The 18,482-nt window shown below is 38.9% G+C and carries 16 protein-coding genes; 15 read left to right on the top strand and 1 reads right to left on the bottom strand.

What is annotated here, in order from left to right; all coding sequences use genetic code 11:
* The first annotated feature begins 182 nt into the window (after positions 1-182).
* From ftsH to cysK, 6 genes are all read left to right on the top strand, one after another.
* On the top strand, positions 183-2,207 hold the full coding sequence (ftsH, locus tag ACFXN8_RS17995) for an ATP-dependent zinc metalloprotease FtsH (RefSeq protein WP_386847004.1): 2,025 nt from the start codon (positions 183-185) through the stop codon (positions 2,205-2,207).
* Between the two features lie 129 nt (positions 2,208-2,336).
* Positions 2,337-3,170, top strand: coding sequence for an aldo/keto reductase (locus tag ACFXN8_RS17990; RefSeq protein WP_386847002.1), 834 nt, complete (start codon positions 2,337-2,339; stop codon positions 3,168-3,170).
* A gap of 857 nt (positions 3,171-4,027) precedes the next feature.
* Positions 4,028-4,795, top strand: a complete 768-nt coding sequence (locus tag ACFXN8_RS17985) for a type III pantothenate kinase (RefSeq protein WP_376075975.1) — start codon at positions 4,028-4,030, stop codon at positions 4,793-4,795.
* A 21-nt stretch (positions 4,796-4,816) separates the two neighbouring features.
* On the top strand, positions 4,817-5,698 hold the full coding sequence (gene hslO, locus ACFXN8_RS17980) for an Hsp33 family molecular chaperone HslO (RefSeq protein ID WP_376075974.1): 882 nt from the start codon (positions 4,817-4,819) through the stop codon (positions 5,696-5,698).
* Positions 5,682-6,653 carry a peptidyl-prolyl cis-trans isomerase gene (locus ACFXN8_RS17975; protein WP_376075973.1) on the top strand — a complete coding sequence of 324 codons (972 nt, stop codon included), beginning with the start codon at positions 5,682-5,684 and terminating at the stop codon, positions 6,651-6,653. Before hslO ends, ACFXN8_RS17975 begins: the two co-directional genes overlap by 17 nt.
* Before the next feature lie 504 nt (positions 6,654-7,157).
* Positions 7,158-8,087 carry a cysteine synthase A gene (cysK, locus tag ACFXN8_RS17970; RefSeq protein ID WP_386846999.1) on the top strand — a complete coding sequence of 310 codons (930 nt, stop codon included), beginning with the start codon at positions 7,158-7,160 and terminating at the stop codon, positions 8,085-8,087.
* A gap of 155 nt (positions 8,088-8,242) precedes the next feature.
* Here cysK and ACFXN8_RS17965 read toward each other — a convergent pair whose 3' ends face one another.
* Positions 8,243-9,091 (bottom strand): copper amine oxidase N-terminal domain-containing protein, encoded by an 849-nt coding sequence (locus tag ACFXN8_RS17965; protein WP_386846997.1) that lies wholly within the window; start codon positions 9,089-9,091, stop codon positions 8,243-8,245.
* Positions 9,092-9,287: 196 nt separating this feature from the next.
* Here ACFXN8_RS17965 and ACFXN8_RS17960 point away from each other — a divergent pair, with 196 nt between their 5' ends.
* From ACFXN8_RS17960 to ACFXN8_RS17920, 9 genes are all read left to right on the top strand, one after another.
* Entirely contained in the window at positions 9,288-10,697 is a 1,410-nt protein-coding gene (locus ACFXN8_RS17960) for an anthranilate synthase component I family protein (protein WP_386846995.1), read from the top strand.
* Positions 10,694-11,275, top strand: a complete 582-nt coding sequence (gene pabA / locus ACFXN8_RS17955; protein ID WP_376075965.1) for an aminodeoxychorismate/anthranilate synthase component II — start codon at positions 10,694-10,696, stop codon at positions 11,273-11,275. Before ACFXN8_RS17960 ends, pabA begins: the two co-directional genes overlap by 4 nt.
* Positions 11,276-12,115 carry an aminodeoxychorismate lyase gene (gene pabC / locus ACFXN8_RS17950; protein WP_386846993.1) on the top strand — a complete coding sequence of 280 codons (840 nt, stop codon included), beginning with the start codon at positions 11,276-11,278 and terminating at the stop codon, positions 12,113-12,115.
* 13 nt (positions 12,116-12,128) lie between these two features.
* Positions 12,129-12,983, top strand: coding sequence for a dihydropteroate synthase (gene folP / locus ACFXN8_RS17945; RefSeq protein ID WP_386846991.1), 855 nt, complete (start codon positions 12,129-12,131; stop codon positions 12,981-12,983).
* On the top strand, positions 12,983-13,348 hold the full coding sequence (gene folB / locus ACFXN8_RS17940; RefSeq protein WP_079563711.1) for a dihydroneopterin aldolase: 366 nt from the start codon (positions 12,983-12,985) through the stop codon (positions 13,346-13,348). Before folP ends, folB begins: the two co-directional genes overlap by 1 nt.
* Positions 13,348-13,869, top strand: coding sequence for a 2-amino-4-hydroxy-6-hydroxymethyldihydropteridine diphosphokinase (folK, locus tag ACFXN8_RS17935; RefSeq protein ID WP_386846989.1), 522 nt, complete (start codon positions 13,348-13,350; stop codon positions 13,867-13,869). The genes folB and folK overlap by 1 nt, the downstream gene beginning before the upstream one ends.
* Positions 13,870-13,978: 109 nt before the next feature.
* Entirely contained in the window at positions 13,979-15,019 is a 1,041-nt protein-coding gene (dusB, locus tag ACFXN8_RS17930) for a tRNA dihydrouridine synthase DusB (protein WP_376075960.1), read from the top strand.
* A 528-nt stretch (positions 15,020-15,547) separates the two neighbouring features.
* Entirely contained in the window at positions 15,548-17,050 is a 1,503-nt protein-coding gene (gene lysS, locus ACFXN8_RS17925; RefSeq protein WP_376075958.1) for a lysine--tRNA ligase, read from the top strand.
* Positions 17,051-17,387: 337 nt separating this feature from the next.
* Complete coding sequence (locus ACFXN8_RS17920) at positions 17,388-17,660, top strand: hypothetical protein (RefSeq protein ID WP_376075956.1); 273 nt, start codon at positions 17,388-17,390, stop codon at positions 17,658-17,660.
* Positions 17,661-18,482 lie beyond the last annotated feature (822 nt).

Below are 18,482 nucleotides of genomic sequence, written 5' to 3'. Positions count from 1 at the left end.
AATTCAAAAATCTGGGTACACTGTTAGATACAACTACGCTGAAACATACTTGCATAAATATTTTCGATTTCGACAAAAATCGGACGAAACTTTTTTTATGTAGGGCTTTTCGTTGTATGATGAAATCATGATATGTTAAGATTTTACTTATAATTTTTCTGTTTGTAATGAGGAGGCTGGAGATGAATCGAATATTTCGATATACCATATTCTATTTACTGATTTTCTTAGTGATTATCGGTATATTTGGTACTTTCAATGGTGGAAAGGCACCGACGAAAGAGTTAACTTATCCTGAGTTTCAAGAAGCTCTAGATAAGAAAGAAATAACAAGTGCTACAATTCAACCTGATAAATCAGTATACATCGTTGAAGGTACATTGAAGGGGTATGAAAAAGGGGAAAGCTTTACTGCAAACATCCCTACCAATAACCAATCTTTAATGGAACGCATCGATGAGGCTGCTAAGGATAAGAATAGTAATATTAAATATTTAACAGCACCAGAAACAAGTGGATGGATTCAGTTCTTTACAGGGATTATTCCTTTCATCATTATCATTTTCTTATTCTTCTTCCTAATGAGTCAATCTCAAGGTGGTGGTAATAAAGTGATGAGCTTTGGTAAAAGTAAAGCTAAACTTTATGACGATCAGAAGAAAAAAGTTCGTTTTACAGATGTAGCGGGTGCTGATGAAGAGAAAGCTGAGCTTATAGAGGTTGTTGATTTCTTAAAAGATCACCGCAAATTTACTGAAATAGGTGCTCGTATTCCAAAGGGTATCTTACTTGTAGGTCCTCCTGGTACAGGTAAAACATTACTTGCACGAGCAGTAGCAGGTGAGGCAGGCGTACCATTCTTCTCGATTTCAGGTTCTGACTTCGTAGAAATGTTTGTCGGTGTCGGTGCATCACGTGTGCGTGACTTATTCGAAAATGCAAAGAAAAATGCACCTTGTATCATCTTTATCGATGAGATTGATGCAGTAGGTCGTCAACGTGGCGCAGGTCTTGGTGGTGGCCATGACGAGCGTGAACAAACATTAAACCAATTGTTAGTTGAAATGGATGGTTTCGGAGCAAACGAAGGTATTATTATTATCGCTGCAACAAACCGCCCAGATATTTTAGATAAAGCGTTATTACGCCCTGGTCGATTTGACCGTCAAATTACAGTAGGACATCCTGATGTAAAAGGTCGTGAAGCAATTCTAAAAGTACATGCGCGTAACAAGCCTTTATCAGATACAGTGGATTTGGCAGCTGTTGCACAACGTACACCAGGTTTCTCAGGCGCTGACTTAGAGAACTTGTTAAATGAAGCTGCACTTGTAGCAGCTCGTAAAAGCAAACGTACAATCAATATGGCAGATATCGATGAGGCATCTGACCGAGTAATTGCTGGTCCAGCAAAAGCTAGCCGCGTTTACTCAGCGAAAGAGAAGAAACTTGTAGCCTTCCATGAAGCTGGGCACGTAGTTGTTGGTTTAGAGTTAGATGAAGCAGATACAGTACACAAAGTAACAATCGTCCCTCGTGGCCAAGCTGGAGGTTACGCGATTATGTTACCGAAGGAAGAACGTTTCTTCACAACAAAACAAGAACTACTAGACCGTATTGCTGGACTTCTTGGTGGTCGTGTGGCAGAGGAGATCGTACTTGGTGAAGTATCTACTGGGGCACATAATGACTTCCAAAAGGTAACGAGTATTGCGCGTGCCATGGTCACTGAATATGGTATGAGTGAAAATCTTGGTGCAATGCAGTTTGGTTCAAGTCAGGGTGGGAATGTATTCCTTGGTCGTGACTTTAATTCAGATCAAAACTACTCTGATTCAATCGCTTATGAAATTGATAAGGAAATGCAAAAAATTATCGATTCACAATATGAGCGTACTAAACGAATCCTAACTGAAAAAAGTGGATTACTTGATTTAATTGCTAACACATTAATGAAAAAAGAAACATTGAATGCGCAAGAAATCGAGCATTTACGTGATCACGGTGTCTTACCGGAACCAGAGGTAGAACCGGTTGTTGAAAAAGCTCCTAATGCTGAAGGTCAGCCAATAGTAGATGTAGTTGGTGAACAGGCTGTTAAAAAAGAATTGCTTAGCAATGAGCCAGATCCAACAACAGCTGATTTACCTAAAGAAGGCCGAGAGTCGAATGATACACCAAAAGGTATCGATGAAAAGCGTGATTAATATGGGAAAGACTGTTTACGATTTTAGTAAGCAGTCTTTTTCTTTGCCTTTTTTCGGCATTAGGTATTACGATAACGTTATATAGGTTCTTTCATATGTTAGGACCAAAATAGATAGGAGTGTTGAAACATGGGAAGTGTAACATTGAATAATGGTTTAGAAATGCCGTTAATCGGCTATGGCGTTTTTCGAGTACCTGAAGGGGATGACCTGGCTGAGGCGGTAAAAACAGCTATTGCAAAAGGTTACCGTAGCATTGATACAGCCCAAGTATATCGCAATGAAGAAAGTGTTGGACGAGGAATTTGTGCAGCGATTGACGAGGGCTTAGTAACACGTGAAGAACTATTCGTAACATCAAAGGTTTGGAACGATGGACTTTCCTATGAAGAAACACTGGCAGCTTATGATAGTAGTTTAGAGAAATTAGGATTAGATTATTTAGATTTATATTTAGTTCACTGGCCAGGTATAGATACAAATTATGTTGATGTTTATAAAGCGCTTGAAAAAGTCTATCAGGATGGACGTGTACGCTCAATTGGTGTTAGTAATTTCCATGTTCATCATTTAGAAAATTTATTAAAGGAAACATCGGTTGTTCCTGTTATTAATCAAATTGAATTTCATCCGCACTTAATTCAAGAGGAAGTACGTGCATTTTGTAAGGAGAAAGGAGTACAGGTAGAAGCGTGGTCACCATTAATGAATGGTTCTTTATTGGAAGAATCATTGATTCAGCAGCTAGCTTCTAAATATGGCAAAACTCCTGCACAAATCGTGTTACGTTATGATGTGCAGCATGATGTAGTCACTATTCCAAAAACAATGACTCCTGCACGCATGACGGAAAATCTAACGGTCTTTGACTTTGCATTAACAGAAGAAGAAATGGCTCAGTTAGATGCACTAAACGACGGATTACGTTGCGGACCAGACCCAGAAAAATTTAATTTTAAATAATATGAAAGGAGCTACCAATATGGGGTAGCCCCTTTTTCATAGTATGGCTCTTCGGCAAAACGAGGGGTTGATTTCCGTTCCGACTGGGCGCTTTGTTGCTGACGCTTCGCTTTCGCACAGATAAAACATTTGCCGCTGACGCTTCGCTTTCGCGCAGAGCAGAGCTTCCTGGGGGCGTCCGATGAGCCGCTTGGTCCAACAGATGTTTTCTGCGCGAAAGCGTAGTGCTAACGAAGCGGCAGCAGCACCGATGTTGGTCACGAAGGCGTTATCACAGGACGTGATGGTTTTAGCCTTCGTTCCCCTATCTGCTCGCTCCAGGGTCTCATCTGTGACGCTAATCCCCAAGGAGTCGCCCAGTCTCCACTACAATCAACCAAATCACATGACATACGTTTTAACAAAGTAAATCAACTGATTCCCATAGCAAGTATCCTTAGACATGTAGTTTTATAGCAAAAGGGTTTCGTCTGTGCGACAGCAACAACAAATGAATAAATTTTATAAAAGTTCTATACTATTGCTGATTGGAGTGGAAGGCTACTCGACTCCCGTGGGAAAGCGAGTAGCCTGGAACGGAAATCAACTGCACTTTTTAGTATTAGATTTAATTTGAAAGAGTTACCTAACAACTAGGATTTCTCCTTTTTACAGTGAGCATGAATGCTATTTCAGAGGAATAAAAGTGTGGTATCATTTTCTAAAGTGTTTTAACTTCTTTCCGATTCCGGACGCAATTATGCCGAGGCATAATTGATCTTTACTTTTTGTGCATGAATATGCATTGTTTTAGTTGTATCAATTGCATAGTGACAGGTACAATTACGATGAGGGGCAATAAATTGGAGGCATCAACCATGATTTTAGTTTTAGATGCAGGAAATTCGAATATCGTATTGGGTGTCTATGATGACAACGATCAATTGGCCTTCCATTGGCGTATGGTGACAGACCTTCATAAAACAGAAGATGAATACGCGATGCAAGTATTAGCTTTCTTTAATCATGCAGGCCTTTCATTTGAACAGGTTAAAGGCATTATTATATCCTCTGTTGTACCACCAATCATGTTTTCGTTAGAAGCGATGTGTCAAAAGTATTTTCGAAAAAAACCGCTCGTCGTAGGACCAGGTGTGAAAACAGGATTGAATATTAAATATGAAAACCCTCGTGAAGTTGGCTCAGACCGTATAGTGAACGCTATTGCGGCTCTTGATGATTATAAAGCACCACTGATTATTGTTGATTTTGGTACTGCCACGACATATTGTTACTTAAACGAAAAGGGCGATTATATGGGCGGTGCCATCGCTCCAGGTATATCGATTTCAACAGAGGCGCTTTATACACAGGCAGCTAGATTACCGCGTATTGAAATATTGCGCTCTGCACATATTGTTGGAAAGACAACCGTATCTGCTATGCAGGCCGGAATTTTTTATGGCTTTGTTGGGCAAGTTGAGGGAATTGTCAATCGTATGAAAGCACAAAGTAAGGAAGAACCTTTAGTAATTGCTACTGGAGGATTAGCAAATTTAATTGCTGGGGAGACACAAGCTATTGATGTAGTCGACCCGTTTTTAACATTAAAAGGCTTATATAAGCTATATAAACGCAATCAATAAGAAATGAGGGACATTTCATTTATGAAGGACTATTTAGTACGAGGTTTAGGATTCAATGGGCAAGTTCGTGTTTTTGCGGCTTGTACAACAGCAACAGTAGGAGAAGCACAACGACGTCATAATACATGGCCAGTTGTATCGGCGGCCCTTGGTCGTTCTATGACTGCTGCGGTGATGATGGGTGCCATGTTAAAAGGTGAGGAAAAAATCACTGTTAAAATTGAGGGGAACGGTCCAATCGGTCCAATGGTAATTGACAGTAACGCGCATGGTGAAGTACGTGGCTTTGTGACAAATCCTCACGTTCATTTCGATTTAAACGAGCACGGTAAGCTTGATGTTCGAGCGGGTGTTGGAACAGAGGGTGCATTAACAATCGTAAAAGATCTTGGCTTGAGAGACATGTTTTCTGGACAAACGCCAATTGTATCAGGTGAAATTGCTGAGGACTTTACTTACTATTTTGCTACATCAGAGCAGGTACCTTCATCAGTTGGGTTAGGGGTTTTAGTAAATCCTGATAATACAATTCTTGCAGCTGGTGGCTTTATCCTTCAATTAATGCCAGGCTGTGATGAAGAGACAATCAATGAAATCGAGCAGCATCTAGCTACTTTAGAGCCGGTTTCAAAAATGATTGAAAAAGGTTTTACACCTGAGCAAATTTTAGAGGCTGTATTAGGAGAAGGTCATCTACAAATTTTAGATTCCATGCCTGTAGAATTTAAATGTCAATGTTCAAAAGAGCGATTTGGTGCAGCGATTTTAGGGTTAGGGACACAGGAAATTCGAGAAATGATTGAAGAGGATGGCGAAGCAGAAGCACAATGTCACTTCTGTTTAGAAACATACCGTTTCTCAAAAGAAGAGTTAGAAGGATTTATTGATGAGCTCAACGCGTAATCGACGACCTTTATCCGCTGGAACACCTAACCAAACGCCCTTACTGCAACGACGTCTTAAGACAAAACCGGCTTTAACAGTTATTGCAATCTTGTTATTAGGAAATATTTTATGGTTTATTACTTGGTTAATCCCTAATAAAGACCAGGAAATTGGTAGCGACGAGCAAGTCGCTGCCGTTGACGGGGATAATATTACACGTCAAGAGTGGATGAATGCCATGGAGGAACGCTATGGTAAAGAGACGCTACAAAATTTAGTGAATGAATCTGTGATGGAAAAGGCTGCTAAAAAATTTAAAATTCAAGTGACGGATAAGGAGATTGATTTAGAGTTAGCCTTAATGCGTTCTGCTCAAGATAAATTTGATACTGCGATGCAAAACCTTTCATCAGAGCAACTACGACAAAAAATTCGCTCACAGCTTATTTTGGATAAGGTGTTGACGAAAGATGTGGTTATAAAAAAAGGTAGTATTGAGAAATATTATGAGGAAAACCAAGCGCTATACAATACGAAAACAAGCTATCGTACGAATTTTATAGAGGTGGACTCAAAAAAAGCTGCTGAGGAAGCATTAAGTGAAATAAAAAATGCCTCTGATTTTTCGGTGCTAGCACGTGAAATATCCTTAGACAGTGCGTCGGCTAGCTTAGGTGGAGATATCGGTTTCCTTACAGAAAACCAAGAAAATGTCGATGCTGCCATTTTAAAATCAGTGAAAGCTTTAAAAGCAGGTGAGGTTAGTAAAGCATTTAAGCTTGCTAACGGTCATTATGGAATTGTACAAGTACAAGAGATATTAGAAGGGCAATCCTTTACATATGACGATGTGAAAGAACATATTGAACGTGAGCTTGCCTTAGAACAGTTGTCACAATCTGTTACACCAGAAGCATTTTGGTCTGAATTTAATGCAACTTGGTATTACGGTGAAGCGAAAAAAGGTAAATAACAGATTGCTCTGAAATGAGTATCAACGTTTCGCTTACGTTACATAAAACATCTGTACCTGTCGCTACGCTTTCGGTACAAAAAACATCTGTAGCTGCCGTTTTACTTTCGGTACAAAAACATCTGTACCTGTCGCTACGCTTTCGGTACAAAAACATCTGTAGCTGACGCTTCGCTTTCGCTACATAAAACATTTGCTGAAAGAAGTTAAAGAATCTGCGAGATATCTGCGGGAAAAGTGAGCCAGGGAAACCCCTGCAGACGTTTAGCGTCAACAGAGTAACGGCCACCCAAGGATATTGAGCAGATTTTTGTTTCTCTTCATTCGCAAATGGTGGTGAAAGCTTTATGATGTAATTACGCCATTTCAAGTTGAGATTGGATCGGTTGTAATAAATATTCTGAAAATATAAGTAATATTTATTGACAATCGAATGGAAAAATTGATAAAATCAAAAATAAGTAAAACCTATAAAACTAGTAGGGATTAGGAGTGGATTGATAAATGAGTAGATTAGCAAACTCGGTGGCTGAATTAGTTGGTAAAACACCAATTGTTAAATTAAATCATGTGACAGGTGAAAACGAAGGTACTGTTTATGTAAAATTAGAATACTTTAATCCGGGCAGCTCAGTGAAAGACCGTTTAGCTTTAGCGATGATTGAAGCAGCTGAGAAAGATGGTACATTAAAGCCAGGTGGTACAATTATTGAGCCTACTTCTGGAAATACAGGTATTGGTCTTGCAATGATTGCTGCAGCAAAAGGCTATAAAGCAATTTTAGTAATGCCAGAAACAATGAGCTTAGAGCGTCGTAACTTATTACGTGCATATGGTGCAGAGCTTGTATTAACTCCAGGACCAGCAGGGATGAAAGGTGCAATTTCTAAGGCGGAGGAATTGTCTGCTGAGCATGGCTACTTCTTACCACAACAATTCACGAACCCAGCTAATGCTGTTGTTCACCGTTTAACAACTGGTCCAGAAATTGTAGAAGCATTTGAAGGCTTAAAATTAGATGCATTTGTTGCTGGTGTTGGTACAGGAGGTACAATTACGGGTGCAGGTGCTGTGCTAAAAGAGAAATACCCAGATATTGAAATTATTGCTGTTGAACCAAAAGATTCACCAGTACTTTCTGGTGGTCAACCAGGGCCTCATAAAATTCAAGGTATCGGAGCTGGCTTCGTACCTGAAGTATTGGATACAGATGTTTACTCTACTGTATTCCCAGTTGAAAATGAGATTGCTTTCGAGGTAGCTCGTAAGGTAGCACGTGAAGAAGGCATCTTATGTGGTATTTCATCAGGCGCAGCTATCCATGTTGCTATTGAAGCAGCGAAACGTTTAGGTAAGGGTTCAAATGTTCTTGCGATTGTTCCTTCAAATGGGGAACGTTATTTATCAACACCTTTATATCAATTTGAAGACTAATCCAATTATATGTATGAAGGGCTCCTTTAACGAGGAGTCTTTTTTTATTATCAATTGTGCCGAGACATAATTGATAATAAAAAAAACTGCCCATGGATGTTAGCGGTATAACTAACATTTACGGGCAGTTCAAAAAATGATTAGAATAGACTTCACTAGACAACTGTATTGCTTAAGACTTTTACGAAGCCATTGTTAGTGGCAGTATTCATTAATTGATTAATAGATTCAAGTGCTTTATCAGTGAATAAATACCATTTATCTGCAGTGACATCATGAATTAATATTTCCGGGTACCCTTTCAATTCTTCATCTGGGAAGGCTGTATTTAAAGAATAAAGGTCAAACTGTTGAATGCTTTTATTTTCATGACTCATAAATTTATATTGTCCAAGTTTATAATAGGAACCTGGATTGTCTATATCATACTGCCATGAATAGTTAGCAGGAGCATCGACTAGGTTTCCTTTATTTTCAACGAACACTTTATATAAGGCTTTATTATAGGTGTTCCCTTGGATCTGCTGTATGACCCCACCCATTGTCATGTGGTATTCATATTGAACAGCTTTTACTTTAACATTGTTCATAACCAATGGCTCAGTATCCACTGTTACTGTTGAATTTTGATAATTGACCTGACAACCAAAAGTCTCTGCAATAAATCGAATAGGAACAAATAGTCTATTGTTCTTTAAATATGGTTTGACATCAAGTAACTCTGTTTTACCGTTTTTTATGACGGTGTTGCTATTCGGTTTTAACGTGATCTGCATTTTGTTATTAGTTAGTGTTACTTTAGAATCTGTCCAATTTACTGTTGCCCCCAAATTTTCACTGATAACACGCAAGGGCACCATTGTTCGATTATTCTTAACTTCTGGTGCCGCATCGGTAGTAACGACAACACCATCTATCTTAATAGTACTATGTGCTGCATATGCAGGTAGAGAAGTCAGCATGAGGATCATTGCTAGGAAAATCCCTGAAAAAACCTTTTTCATTTGTAACAGCTCCTTTTCTGTAAAATAAACATACATAATTAGTAAATATTTCTATTTTCGATTAGTATAGCAAAAGCCTTTCCTTTAGACAATTTATAAAGAAGTTGAATTAAGTGCCAATTGAAAAATAGTCGCTTCAAAGCAATATTCAAGTTAAGATGGAATCACATCATATGACTTAAAGGGGAATAGCAACTTGAAGACAATACTAACGAAAACAATATCGATGGATGCAGACTCGTTTTTTTATAGTTATAAGAAGCAAACAGAAGCAGAACAAGCGCATGTATTTTTAGAAAGTGGACGCGGGGGACATTTTACAATAGCTGCTTGGAATCCGCTAGCTACAGCACAATCGGTCGAAAATGGTTTGCTTGTAGATTGGAGAAATGGTGAGACTGAAAATTTAATCGGTGAACCTCTTGCCTTGTTAGAGAAATTAGTGGAGAACTATCGCATTTCAAATAATGCGGAGCTTCCTGTTTTTCAAGGTGGAGCTATCGGGTTTGTTACATACGATTATGCTCGTAAAATTGAAGTGTTACCTAATACTGCTGTAGATGATTTACATATACCAGATATCTATTTTTATATATTTGATTGTTGGGCAGTACACGATGTGAAAACAAATAAAGTTACGCTTATGAAGCTAGCTGATTGTCATGTAGATTTGGAAGAATGGGCTAATACGTGGCAAGGGGCAGCGCAAGAAGGGTTGCTTACACGTAAATTTGAAAAGACAAGCGCTGTAGAAATAGTAAATGATGAAAATGAATTATTAGTATCATTCGCTGGGACTGCCTTTGAGGAAGCAGTACGTAAAATCCAAACATATATAGCGCAAGGTGATGTATTTCAAGTGAATTTGTCAGTACGTCAATCTAAAAAGTTAAACGCAACTGCAATGGATGTATATGAAGCGTTACGTGCATTTAATCCTTCACCTTACATGGCTTATATAGAGGCACCGGATTTTGCTGTCGTTTCTGGTTCACCTGAGCTTTTGGTGAAGCGTCACGGCAATGAATTGTCTACCCGACCGATTGCTGGTACACGACCAAGAGGAAAATCCGAGGCGGAGGATTTAGCGTTAGCTCAGGAATTGATTGATAACGACAAGGAACGTGCTGAACATGTAATGCTTGTTGATTTAGAACGCAATGATTTAGGGAGAGTATCTACGTATGGGACGGTTGAAGTGGATGAGTTCATGGTGATTGAACGCTATTCACACGTGATGCACATTGTTTCCAATGTACGAGGAGAAATAGCTGAAGGGAAAACCAATACAGACGTTATTCGTGCCATGTTCCCAGGAGGGACAATAACAGGTGCACCGAAAATTCGTACGATGCAGATTATTGAAGAATTAGAACCTGTAAGAAGAGGATTATACACGGGTTCGATTGGCTGGCTAGGCTACACAGGTGATATGGAATTTAATATTGTCATTCGTACAGCATTTGTTAAAGATGGAGTAGCACATATTCAGGCAGGAGCAGGCATTGTTATTGATTCTGTTCCGGAAAGAGAATACCAAGAATCTTTAAATAAAGCGAAGGCGATGTGGCAGGCAAAGGCAATGGCGGAGGAGCGAGCAAAATGATTTTAATGATTGATAACTACGATTCTTTTACGTATAACCTTGTACAGTATTTTGGGGAATTTGGTCATGAATTAGTGGTTAAAAGAAACGATGTATTGACGGTGAAAGATATTGAGCAGCTTGCACCAGATATGATTGTCATTTCTCCGGGGCCATGTAGTCCGAATGAAGCGGGTGAAAGCCTGAACATTATTAAGTATTTCGCGGGAAATATTCCGATTTTAGGCGTTTGTCTTGGTCATCAAGCCATTGCTCAAGTATTCGGGGGGAATGTCATACGAGCTGAGCGTTTGATGCATGGTAAAACATCACCTGTTCTACATGCTGAAATAGGTTTGCATAAAGGGATGCCAAATCCATTTGCAGCTACTCGTTACCATTCTTTAATTGTAGAGAAGGGAACATTACCTGCATGTTTTGAAGTGACGGCATGGACAGAAGAAGGCGAAATTATGGGCATTCGTCATAAGGATTATCCAATAGAGGGAGTGCAATACCATCCTGAATCGATTATGACAGAACAAGGTAAAAAGCTTCTACGCCAGTTTATAGATTTGTATGTTGAGGGAGCGAAGTAAATGCTGTGCTGGATGAATGGAGACTACATAGCGGCGCAGGATTTGCGCATATCACCATTTGATCATGGATTCTTATACGGGTTAGGCTTTTTTGAAACGTTTCGAACGTATAAAGGAAAGGTGTTTTGCTGGGAAGCACATATGGAAAGGTTGCAAAACGCGCTTTCTCAATATCGTATTCATATGTCCTATACCGAAGAGGATTTACTTAAGATTGTTCAACAATTAAATGAACAGGCCAATGGACAAGATGGTTATTTCCGTATAAATGTTTCAGCTGGAGAGCATGGTATCGGGTTACAGCCTACTGAATACAGACAACCGAATGTTATTGTTTTTCGCAAAGAATTACATGATACACCTCGAGGTATGGAAAAAAACGCACAGTGGCTTGTAACACCACGTAATACTCCTGAAAAAGGGCTTCGAGTAAAATCACATCATTATGGCAATAACGTTCTTGGGCGTTTTGAGATGCCATCTTTGGCGCAACAAGAGGGCTTCTTTTTAACGGAAGATGGCTTTGTTGCTGAAGGTGTTACGTCAAATATCTTTTGGATGAAAAATGATATACTATATACGCCTTCCTTAGAGACTGGTATTTTACCTGGTATTATCCGAGCGTGGGTAGTTGAGCGAGCACAATCTCTAGGGATTAAGGTAAAAGAAGGTTTCTTTACTAAAGAGGATATAGAGCAAAGTTCAGAGTGCTTTATTACTAACTCTATACAAGAGCTTGTTCCGATTCGTAACTTAGAGAGCAAGCAGTTATTAGGCAATAAAGGGCCTGTTTATTCGCGTTTACATGAAGCATTTGTCAATGAAGTGGAACAAGAATAGAAGGAGAGTTTACATGCTAGAAAAATATACAACAACATTAACTATTAACGGTATCACGTTAGACTATACAGCAGAAACTTTTGTGATGGGTATTTTAAATGTCACACCGGATTCATTTTCAGATGGAGGAATGTTTAATAACGTTGAAGCTGCTGTTGCACAAGCGAAAAAAATGGTAGCTGAGGGTGCGAAAATTATTGATGTTGGTGGAGAATCAACGCGGCCAGGTTATGAACGTATTTCTGATGAGGATGAAATTGCACGAATTGTACCGGTTATTCAGGCGTTAGCAGCTGAAGTACCAGCAATTATTTCGGTTGATACGTATAAAGCGAACGTAGCGCGTGCAGCCATTGAAGCAGGTGCTCATATTATTAATGACATTTGGGGAGCGCAAGCTGAACCTGAGATTGCTCAGGTTGCTGCAGATTTAAATGTACCGATTATTTTAATGCATAATCGAGACAATACTAATTATGGTACTGATTTCTGGATGACGGCAAAGGCCGACTTAGAGAAGAGTATTGCTATTGCTCGGAATGCAGGTGTACCAGATCATCATATTATTTTAGATCCGGGCATAGGTTTTGCGAAAACTACCGCTCAAAATATAGAAATGATGCAGCATTTAGAGGATTTGGTAGCAATGGGTTATCCTGTTTTGCTAGCGACTTCACGTAAATCAATGATTGGTAATGTCTTAAAGCTACCTGTTGAGGAGCGTATAGAAGGTACAGGAGCAACAGTTGTTTACGGTATTGAAAAGGGCTGTCATATGATTCGTGTGCATGATGTAAAGGAAATGGCGCGATCTACACATATGGCTGATATTTTAGTTGGTAAGCGTATCTATAAGGAGGAAGCGTAATGGACTATATTCATTTAAAGGATATGCAGTTTTACGGCTATCACGGTGTTTTAGCAGCGGAAACAACACTCGGTCAACGCTTCCGTGCCAATGTTTCACTTGCTGTAGATATGACAAAGGCTGGAGAGACAGATGACTTGGATTATACGGTGAACTATGCAGAGGTTTATGCGTTATGCCGTGATATCGTAGAAGGCGAGCCGTTCAAGCTTATTGAAGCACTTGTTTCAAAAATAGCAAACAGTATTTTAGAGACATACTCAGAAAAGGTTAAGGGTGTTCGCGTGGAGCTTATTAAACCAGACCCACCGATACATGGTTATTATAAAGAGGTGTCAGTAGAGGTAACGAGAGGTGATTACTAATGAATGATGTGTATTTATCGATCGGTACAAATATGGGAAATCGATTTGAAAACCTACAACATGCTGTGAAACTTTTAGAGGGAAAAGATGAAATTGAAGTTGTACAAATTTCTTCAGTTTATGAAACAGCAGCTGTAGGCTACACGGACCAAGCAGACTTTTTAAATATTGCTGTTCATATTAAAACGAGTTATTCATCTTCCGAAATGCTGAAAATTTGCCAATGGGTTGAAAGTGAACTAGGGCGGGTTCGTGAATTTCGATGGGGCCCACGAATCATTGACCTTGACATTTTGCTCTACAATCACGAAAATATTGAGACGGAAAGCTTAATTGTTCCACATCCAAGAATGTATGAGCGAGCTTTCGTACTAGTACCACTGATAGAAATTAACCCTGCGCCAGTTGGAGAACAACTGCAAAGGGTACATGATATAATGCAACAGATGGATTGTGAAGAGGAAGGCGTAACTTTATGGCGAGCATCGGCAGAGCTGAAAATGTTGCAGTCCGTCAATTAAGCTTCTAATCCAGTAGTTAAAGGTTATTGGGATATGCTGCATAGCATTAACGATAGATATATATATATATAGGAATAGGTGAGAACCTATAGAAGGGGGAAAAACATCGTTGAGTCAGACAACTGAGAATCCGTTTCAAATTGGCGATATAGTTATGGACAACCGTGTCGTATTAGCGCCAATGGCTGGAATTTGTAACTCTGCTTTCCGTTTAACTGTTAAGGAGTTTGGAGCAGGGCTAGTATATGCAGAAATGATTAGTGATAAAGGAATTGTCCAGAAAAACGAAAAAACACTAGGCATGCTTTATATCGATGAGCGTGAAAATCCACTTTCATTGCAAATTTTCGGTGGTGATAAGGCCACATTAGTGGAAGCGGCCAAGTATGTAGATGAAAATACATCTGCCGATATTATCGATATTAATATGGGCTGCCCAGTTAATAAAATTATTAAATGTGAAGCAGGCGCTCGGTTACTTTTAGACCCGAATAAATTATATGAAATGGTAGCTGCTGTTGTAGATGCTGTAAAAAAACCTGTCAGCGTAAAAATGCGTATTGGTTGGGATGACGAGCATATCTTTGCTGTTGAAAATGCACAAGCTGCTGAACGTGCTGGTGCTTCGGCAATAGCTGTTCATGGACGTACACGTGTACAAATGTACGAAGGAAAAGCAAATTGGGATATCATTCGTCAAGTAAAGGAAAATGTGAAAATTCCTGTGCTTGGTAATGGTGATGTAGAAACTCCTCAAGATGCAAAACGTATGCTTGATACTACTGGGGTAGATGCAGTAATGATTGGACGCGCTGCTTTAGGTAATCCATGGATGATTTATCGTACAGTTCAATACCTTGAAACGGGTGAGCTAAAGGAAGAGCCAAGTGTACGTGAAAAAATTGATGTGTGTTTGCTTCATTTTGAACGCCTTATGCAATTAAAAGGAGAGAGTGTGGCAGTACGTGAAATGCGTAAACATGCTTCATGGTATTTAAAAGGTATTCGCGGTAATGGTAAAGCGCGTAAAGCGATTAACCAAACAGAAACTGCGGTAGAGCTTCGTGCACTGTTAAATGGAATAGTACAAGACTATGAAGAGCTTGAATCTACATTAATAGTACCAGAAGCGAAAGAATTGTTTATTTAACTTCTTTCAGCGCGTGTCCAAACAAACATCCACTGAAATAGAGGAACTCAGTCTAAGAGCGCCACGTCCTGTGGCAACGACTGAGTAACCAACATCGTGCTGCTGACGCTGCGTTAGCACTACGCTTTCGCGCAATAAACATTTGTTGGCCCAAAGCCTCCGGCGGATATCACGGAATCGGAAAGGAGTTCATAAAGGATGTTAGCCTAAAATCATCGCATCCATGCGATAACGGCTAACTGACCTGCATCGGTGCTGTTGCTGTCGCTTTGCTTTCGCACAAAAAAACATCTGCAGGCCTAAGCACAAAGCCGATTCCGGACGCAATTATGCCGAGGCATAATTGATTACATTAAAAAGGCGTCTCATTGTTTTGAGACGTCTATTTTTCTGCCAATATCAATTTTTAGAATTATTAATCATTTTTTCTGCTATGGAAATTAAAACGAAACAGATGATTACAGCAATGAAATTGTGTACAATAGAAATATTATGGATGTAAACGCAACGCGGACAATTTAATAAGGAGTGAATCAAGTGTCAAACATAGAAGAATTAAATGATCAGCTTTTGGTGAGACGCCAAAAAATGACGGCTATTCGAGAAAATGGTCAAGATCCATTTGGTAGCCGTTTTGAACGTACGCATTTATCAACGGAAGTGCGTGAACAATTTGCAGATCAAACAAAAGAGCAGCTAGAGGAAAACCTACAAGAGGTAATTATTGCGGGTCGTATTATGACGAAACGCGGTAAAGGAAAAGCTGGCTTTGCACATATTCAAGATTTAGGTGGCCAAATTCAAATTTACGTTCGTCAGGATCATGTTGGCGAAGAAGCATATGAATTATTTAAACAAGCTGACCTAGGTGATATCGTAGGGATTCGTGGTAATGTATTCCGAACACAAGTGGGAGAGCTTTCAGTAAAGGCTGAAGAATTTACATTCTTATCAAAAGCGTTACGCCCTATGCCAGAAAAGTTCCATGGCTTACAAGATGTTGAACAACGTTACCGTCAACGTTATTTAGATTTAATGACGAATGAGGAAAGTAAAACAACATTCATTACACGTTCTAAAATTATCCGTGCTATTCGCAATCATTTAGATAATGCAGGATATTTAGAAGTGGAAACACCAATGCTTCATACAATTGCTGGTGGTGCAGCGGCTCGTCCGTTTATTACACACCATAATGCACTTGATATGGAATTATATATGCGTATTGCAATCGAACTGCATTTGAAACGTCTAATTGTTGGTGGACTAGAAAAAGTATATGAAATTGGTCGTGTTTTCCGAAATGAGGGGATTTCAACACGCCACAACCCTGAATTCACAATGATAGAGCTGTATGAAGCTTATGCGGATTACAAAGATATTATGTCTCTAACAGAAAACCTTATTGCTCATGTAGCGCAAGAAGTTTTGGGTACTACTACAGTTCAATACGGTGAAGATGACATTAATCTTGCTGTAGGCTGGAAACGAATTCATATGGTAGATGCAGTAAAAGAGGCTACAGGTGTAGACTTCTGGCAACCTATGACTAAGGAACAAGCTCAAGCGCTTGCTAAAGAACATGGAGTAGAGGTTAAAGAAACACATGAGGTAGGGCATATTATTAACGAGTTCTTCGAGCAAAAGATTGAGGAGACTCTTGTTCAGCCTACATTTGTTTATGGTCACCCAGTAGAAATCTCACCTCTAGCAAAGAAAAATCCAGAGGACGAGCGTTTCACTGACCGTTTCGAACTATTTATCGTTCGACGCGAGCATGCAAATGCCTTTACAGAACTAAATGATCCTATTGACCAACGTGAGCGCTTTGAAGCTCAGTTAGTTGAAAAAGCAGCCGGTAATGATGAAGCGCATGAAATGGACAATGATTTCATTGAAGCGTTAGAATACGGTATGCCTCCAACAGGTGGATTGGGTATTGGTATCGACCGTTTAATCATGCTTCTTACAAATTCGCCATCAATTCGCGACGTATTATTATTCCCTACAATGCGTCATACTACTAAATAGTTGTTTTAACTTCCAGACGCAATTTTGCTGAGGCATAATTGATAAAAGGATATAGCACGACTACTACCCGGGATAAAAAGTGGTAATCGAACTAGAAAAGAACAGCTTTGTTAAGAGGTAATCGTGAAAAAGCAGGAGTCGTGGTGTAGGAGAAGCACTAAGACTCCTGTTTTGCATCTTCTGCGATGACTATTTAGTTAATGTTTGAAAAGTTTAAATTAGAAAGAATTAAGTAGAGTATTTAAATGATGAATAAATATAAGGTATACTTTTAGAGTTCTGTAATTTGCAGATAAAGTAGAAATAGACATTATAGAAGTATTATTGGAGGCTTATAATGAATTATAAAATCTTTAACAAACTAGTATTTGAACAGGCGCAAGTACGCTCAGTTTCAGATGTTCTGTTTACTGAGGAAGAGCTAGAAAACGGTATGAAATTAGCGGTTTCTAAGTCGGAACCGACCCTTGCTTTATATTTAGTGGATGTAAATGGTCAGAAGAAGTTCGATGTCCGTTGGGATGATTCTTCCGAAATTTTCAGTGGCTGGTATTCGGCATGGGATAATTTCTCTTGGTGCTTAGATGTAGTTGACAAACAAAATAATTAATTAGAATTAGTAGATTCTTTATATTTTAGTTTGAAAAACACACTTTCAATTTTGAATTCCGTATTTGAAAAGCGAACATATTATTGTATCCTTCTTTCTTTTGTTATTATGTGCGGAACAATAAAGTTAAAAAAGTAATAAACATGAATAAGTAGGAGTCGAGGTGTAGGAGAAGCACTTTGGCTCCTTTTTTCGTGATTGAGTATTTGATAGGGCAATGTGTAAAAGACGAGAGGGAGATGGAGCGTTCTGATGTGTAGGGTCTTTGATGCATTATCAAGGAGAGCTCGAGAAAGTATCCTTTAAAAGGAACTATATTTTGATAGTGGTAAGGATCTTTTTATTTAGTTTGTTGAGAATTATGAGAAAGAGATGTATAGTAAAACAAATAAAGTGATTGCTAGAAGATTATAAGATTTATTTAATACTCGAAAAATCGTAAAATAGCTTATTAATTCGGTATTTATATAAAATATATTTTTATAGCAAAAAAACACTTGCGGTTGCATTGGAATCGTGATAAATTATTACTTGTCGTTAAGACGACGTAAGAAATAAAACGGATTCGAAAAAAACATCGAAAAAGATGTTGACATCGAAAACCGAGAGTAGTATTATATAAGAGTTGCTGCTTTTAAAGAAGAGATGAAAAACTTCTAAAAAAAGAGTTGACAACAAAAACAAGAAAATGTTATACTATAAAAGTTGTCGAAACAAAACGGCGACGAAATGAACCTTGAAAACTGAACAAGCAAAACGTAATCAATAAAGTTTTTAGTAGCTAACCTTGAGTTGGTGAACGAAACAAAATTTTGGACATCA

Origin of the sequence: Lysinibacillus sp. NPDC059133 (assembly GCF_042755925.1) — a bacterium.
Classification (GTDB): Bacteria; Bacillota; Bacilli; order Bacillales_A; family Planococcaceae; genus Lysinibacillus.
This window is presented reverse-complemented; position numbering and strand designations above follow the sequence as displayed.

What these genes read in the sequence shown, in the direction of transcription:
- ftsH (WP_386847004.1), top strand. Translation starts at nt 183, where the DNA reads ATGAATCGAATATTTCGATATACCATATTCTATTTACTGATTTTCTTA.
- ACFXN8_RS17920 (WP_376075956.1), top strand. Translation starts at nt 17,388, where the DNA reads ATGAATTATAAAATCTTTAACAAACTAGTATTTGAACAGGCGCAAGTA.
- ACFXN8_RS17975 (WP_376075973.1), top strand. Translation starts at nt 5,682, where the DNA reads ATGAGCTCAACGCGTAATCGACGACCTTTATCCGCTGGAACACCTAAC.
- cysK (WP_386846999.1), top strand. Translation starts at nt 7,158, where the DNA reads ATGAGTAGATTAGCAAACTCGGTGGCTGAATTAGTTGGTAAAACACCA.
- pabC (WP_386846993.1), top strand. Translation starts at nt 11,276, where the DNA reads ATGCTGTGCTGGATGAATGGAGACTACATAGCGGCGCAGGATTTGCGC.
- ACFXN8_RS17990 (WP_386847002.1), top strand. Translation starts at nt 2,337, where the DNA reads ATGGGAAGTGTAACATTGAATAATGGTTTAGAAATGCCGTTAATCGGC.
- ACFXN8_RS17985 (WP_376075975.1), top strand. Translation starts at nt 4,028, where the DNA reads ATGATTTTAGTTTTAGATGCAGGAAATTCGAATATCGTATTGGGTGTC.
- folP (WP_386846991.1), top strand. Translation starts at nt 12,129, where the DNA reads ATGCTAGAAAAATATACAACAACATTAACTATTAACGGTATCACGTTA.
- hslO (WP_376075974.1), top strand. Translation starts at nt 4,817, where the DNA reads ATGAAGGACTATTTAGTACGAGGTTTAGGATTCAATGGGCAAGTTCGT.
- pabA (WP_376075965.1), top strand. Translation starts at nt 10,694, where the DNA reads ATGATTTTAATGATTGATAACTACGATTCTTTTACGTATAACCTTGTA.
- ACFXN8_RS17965 (WP_386846997.1), bottom strand. Translation starts at nt 9,091, where the DNA reads ATGAAAAAGGTTTTTTCAGGGATTTTCCTAGCAATGATCCTCATGCTG.
- folK (WP_386846989.1), top strand. Translation starts at nt 13,348, where the DNA reads ATGAATGATGTGTATTTATCGATCGGTACAAATATGGGAAATCGATTT.
- folB (WP_079563711.1), top strand. Translation starts at nt 12,983, where the DNA reads ATGGACTATATTCATTTAAAGGATATGCAGTTTTACGGCTATCACGGT.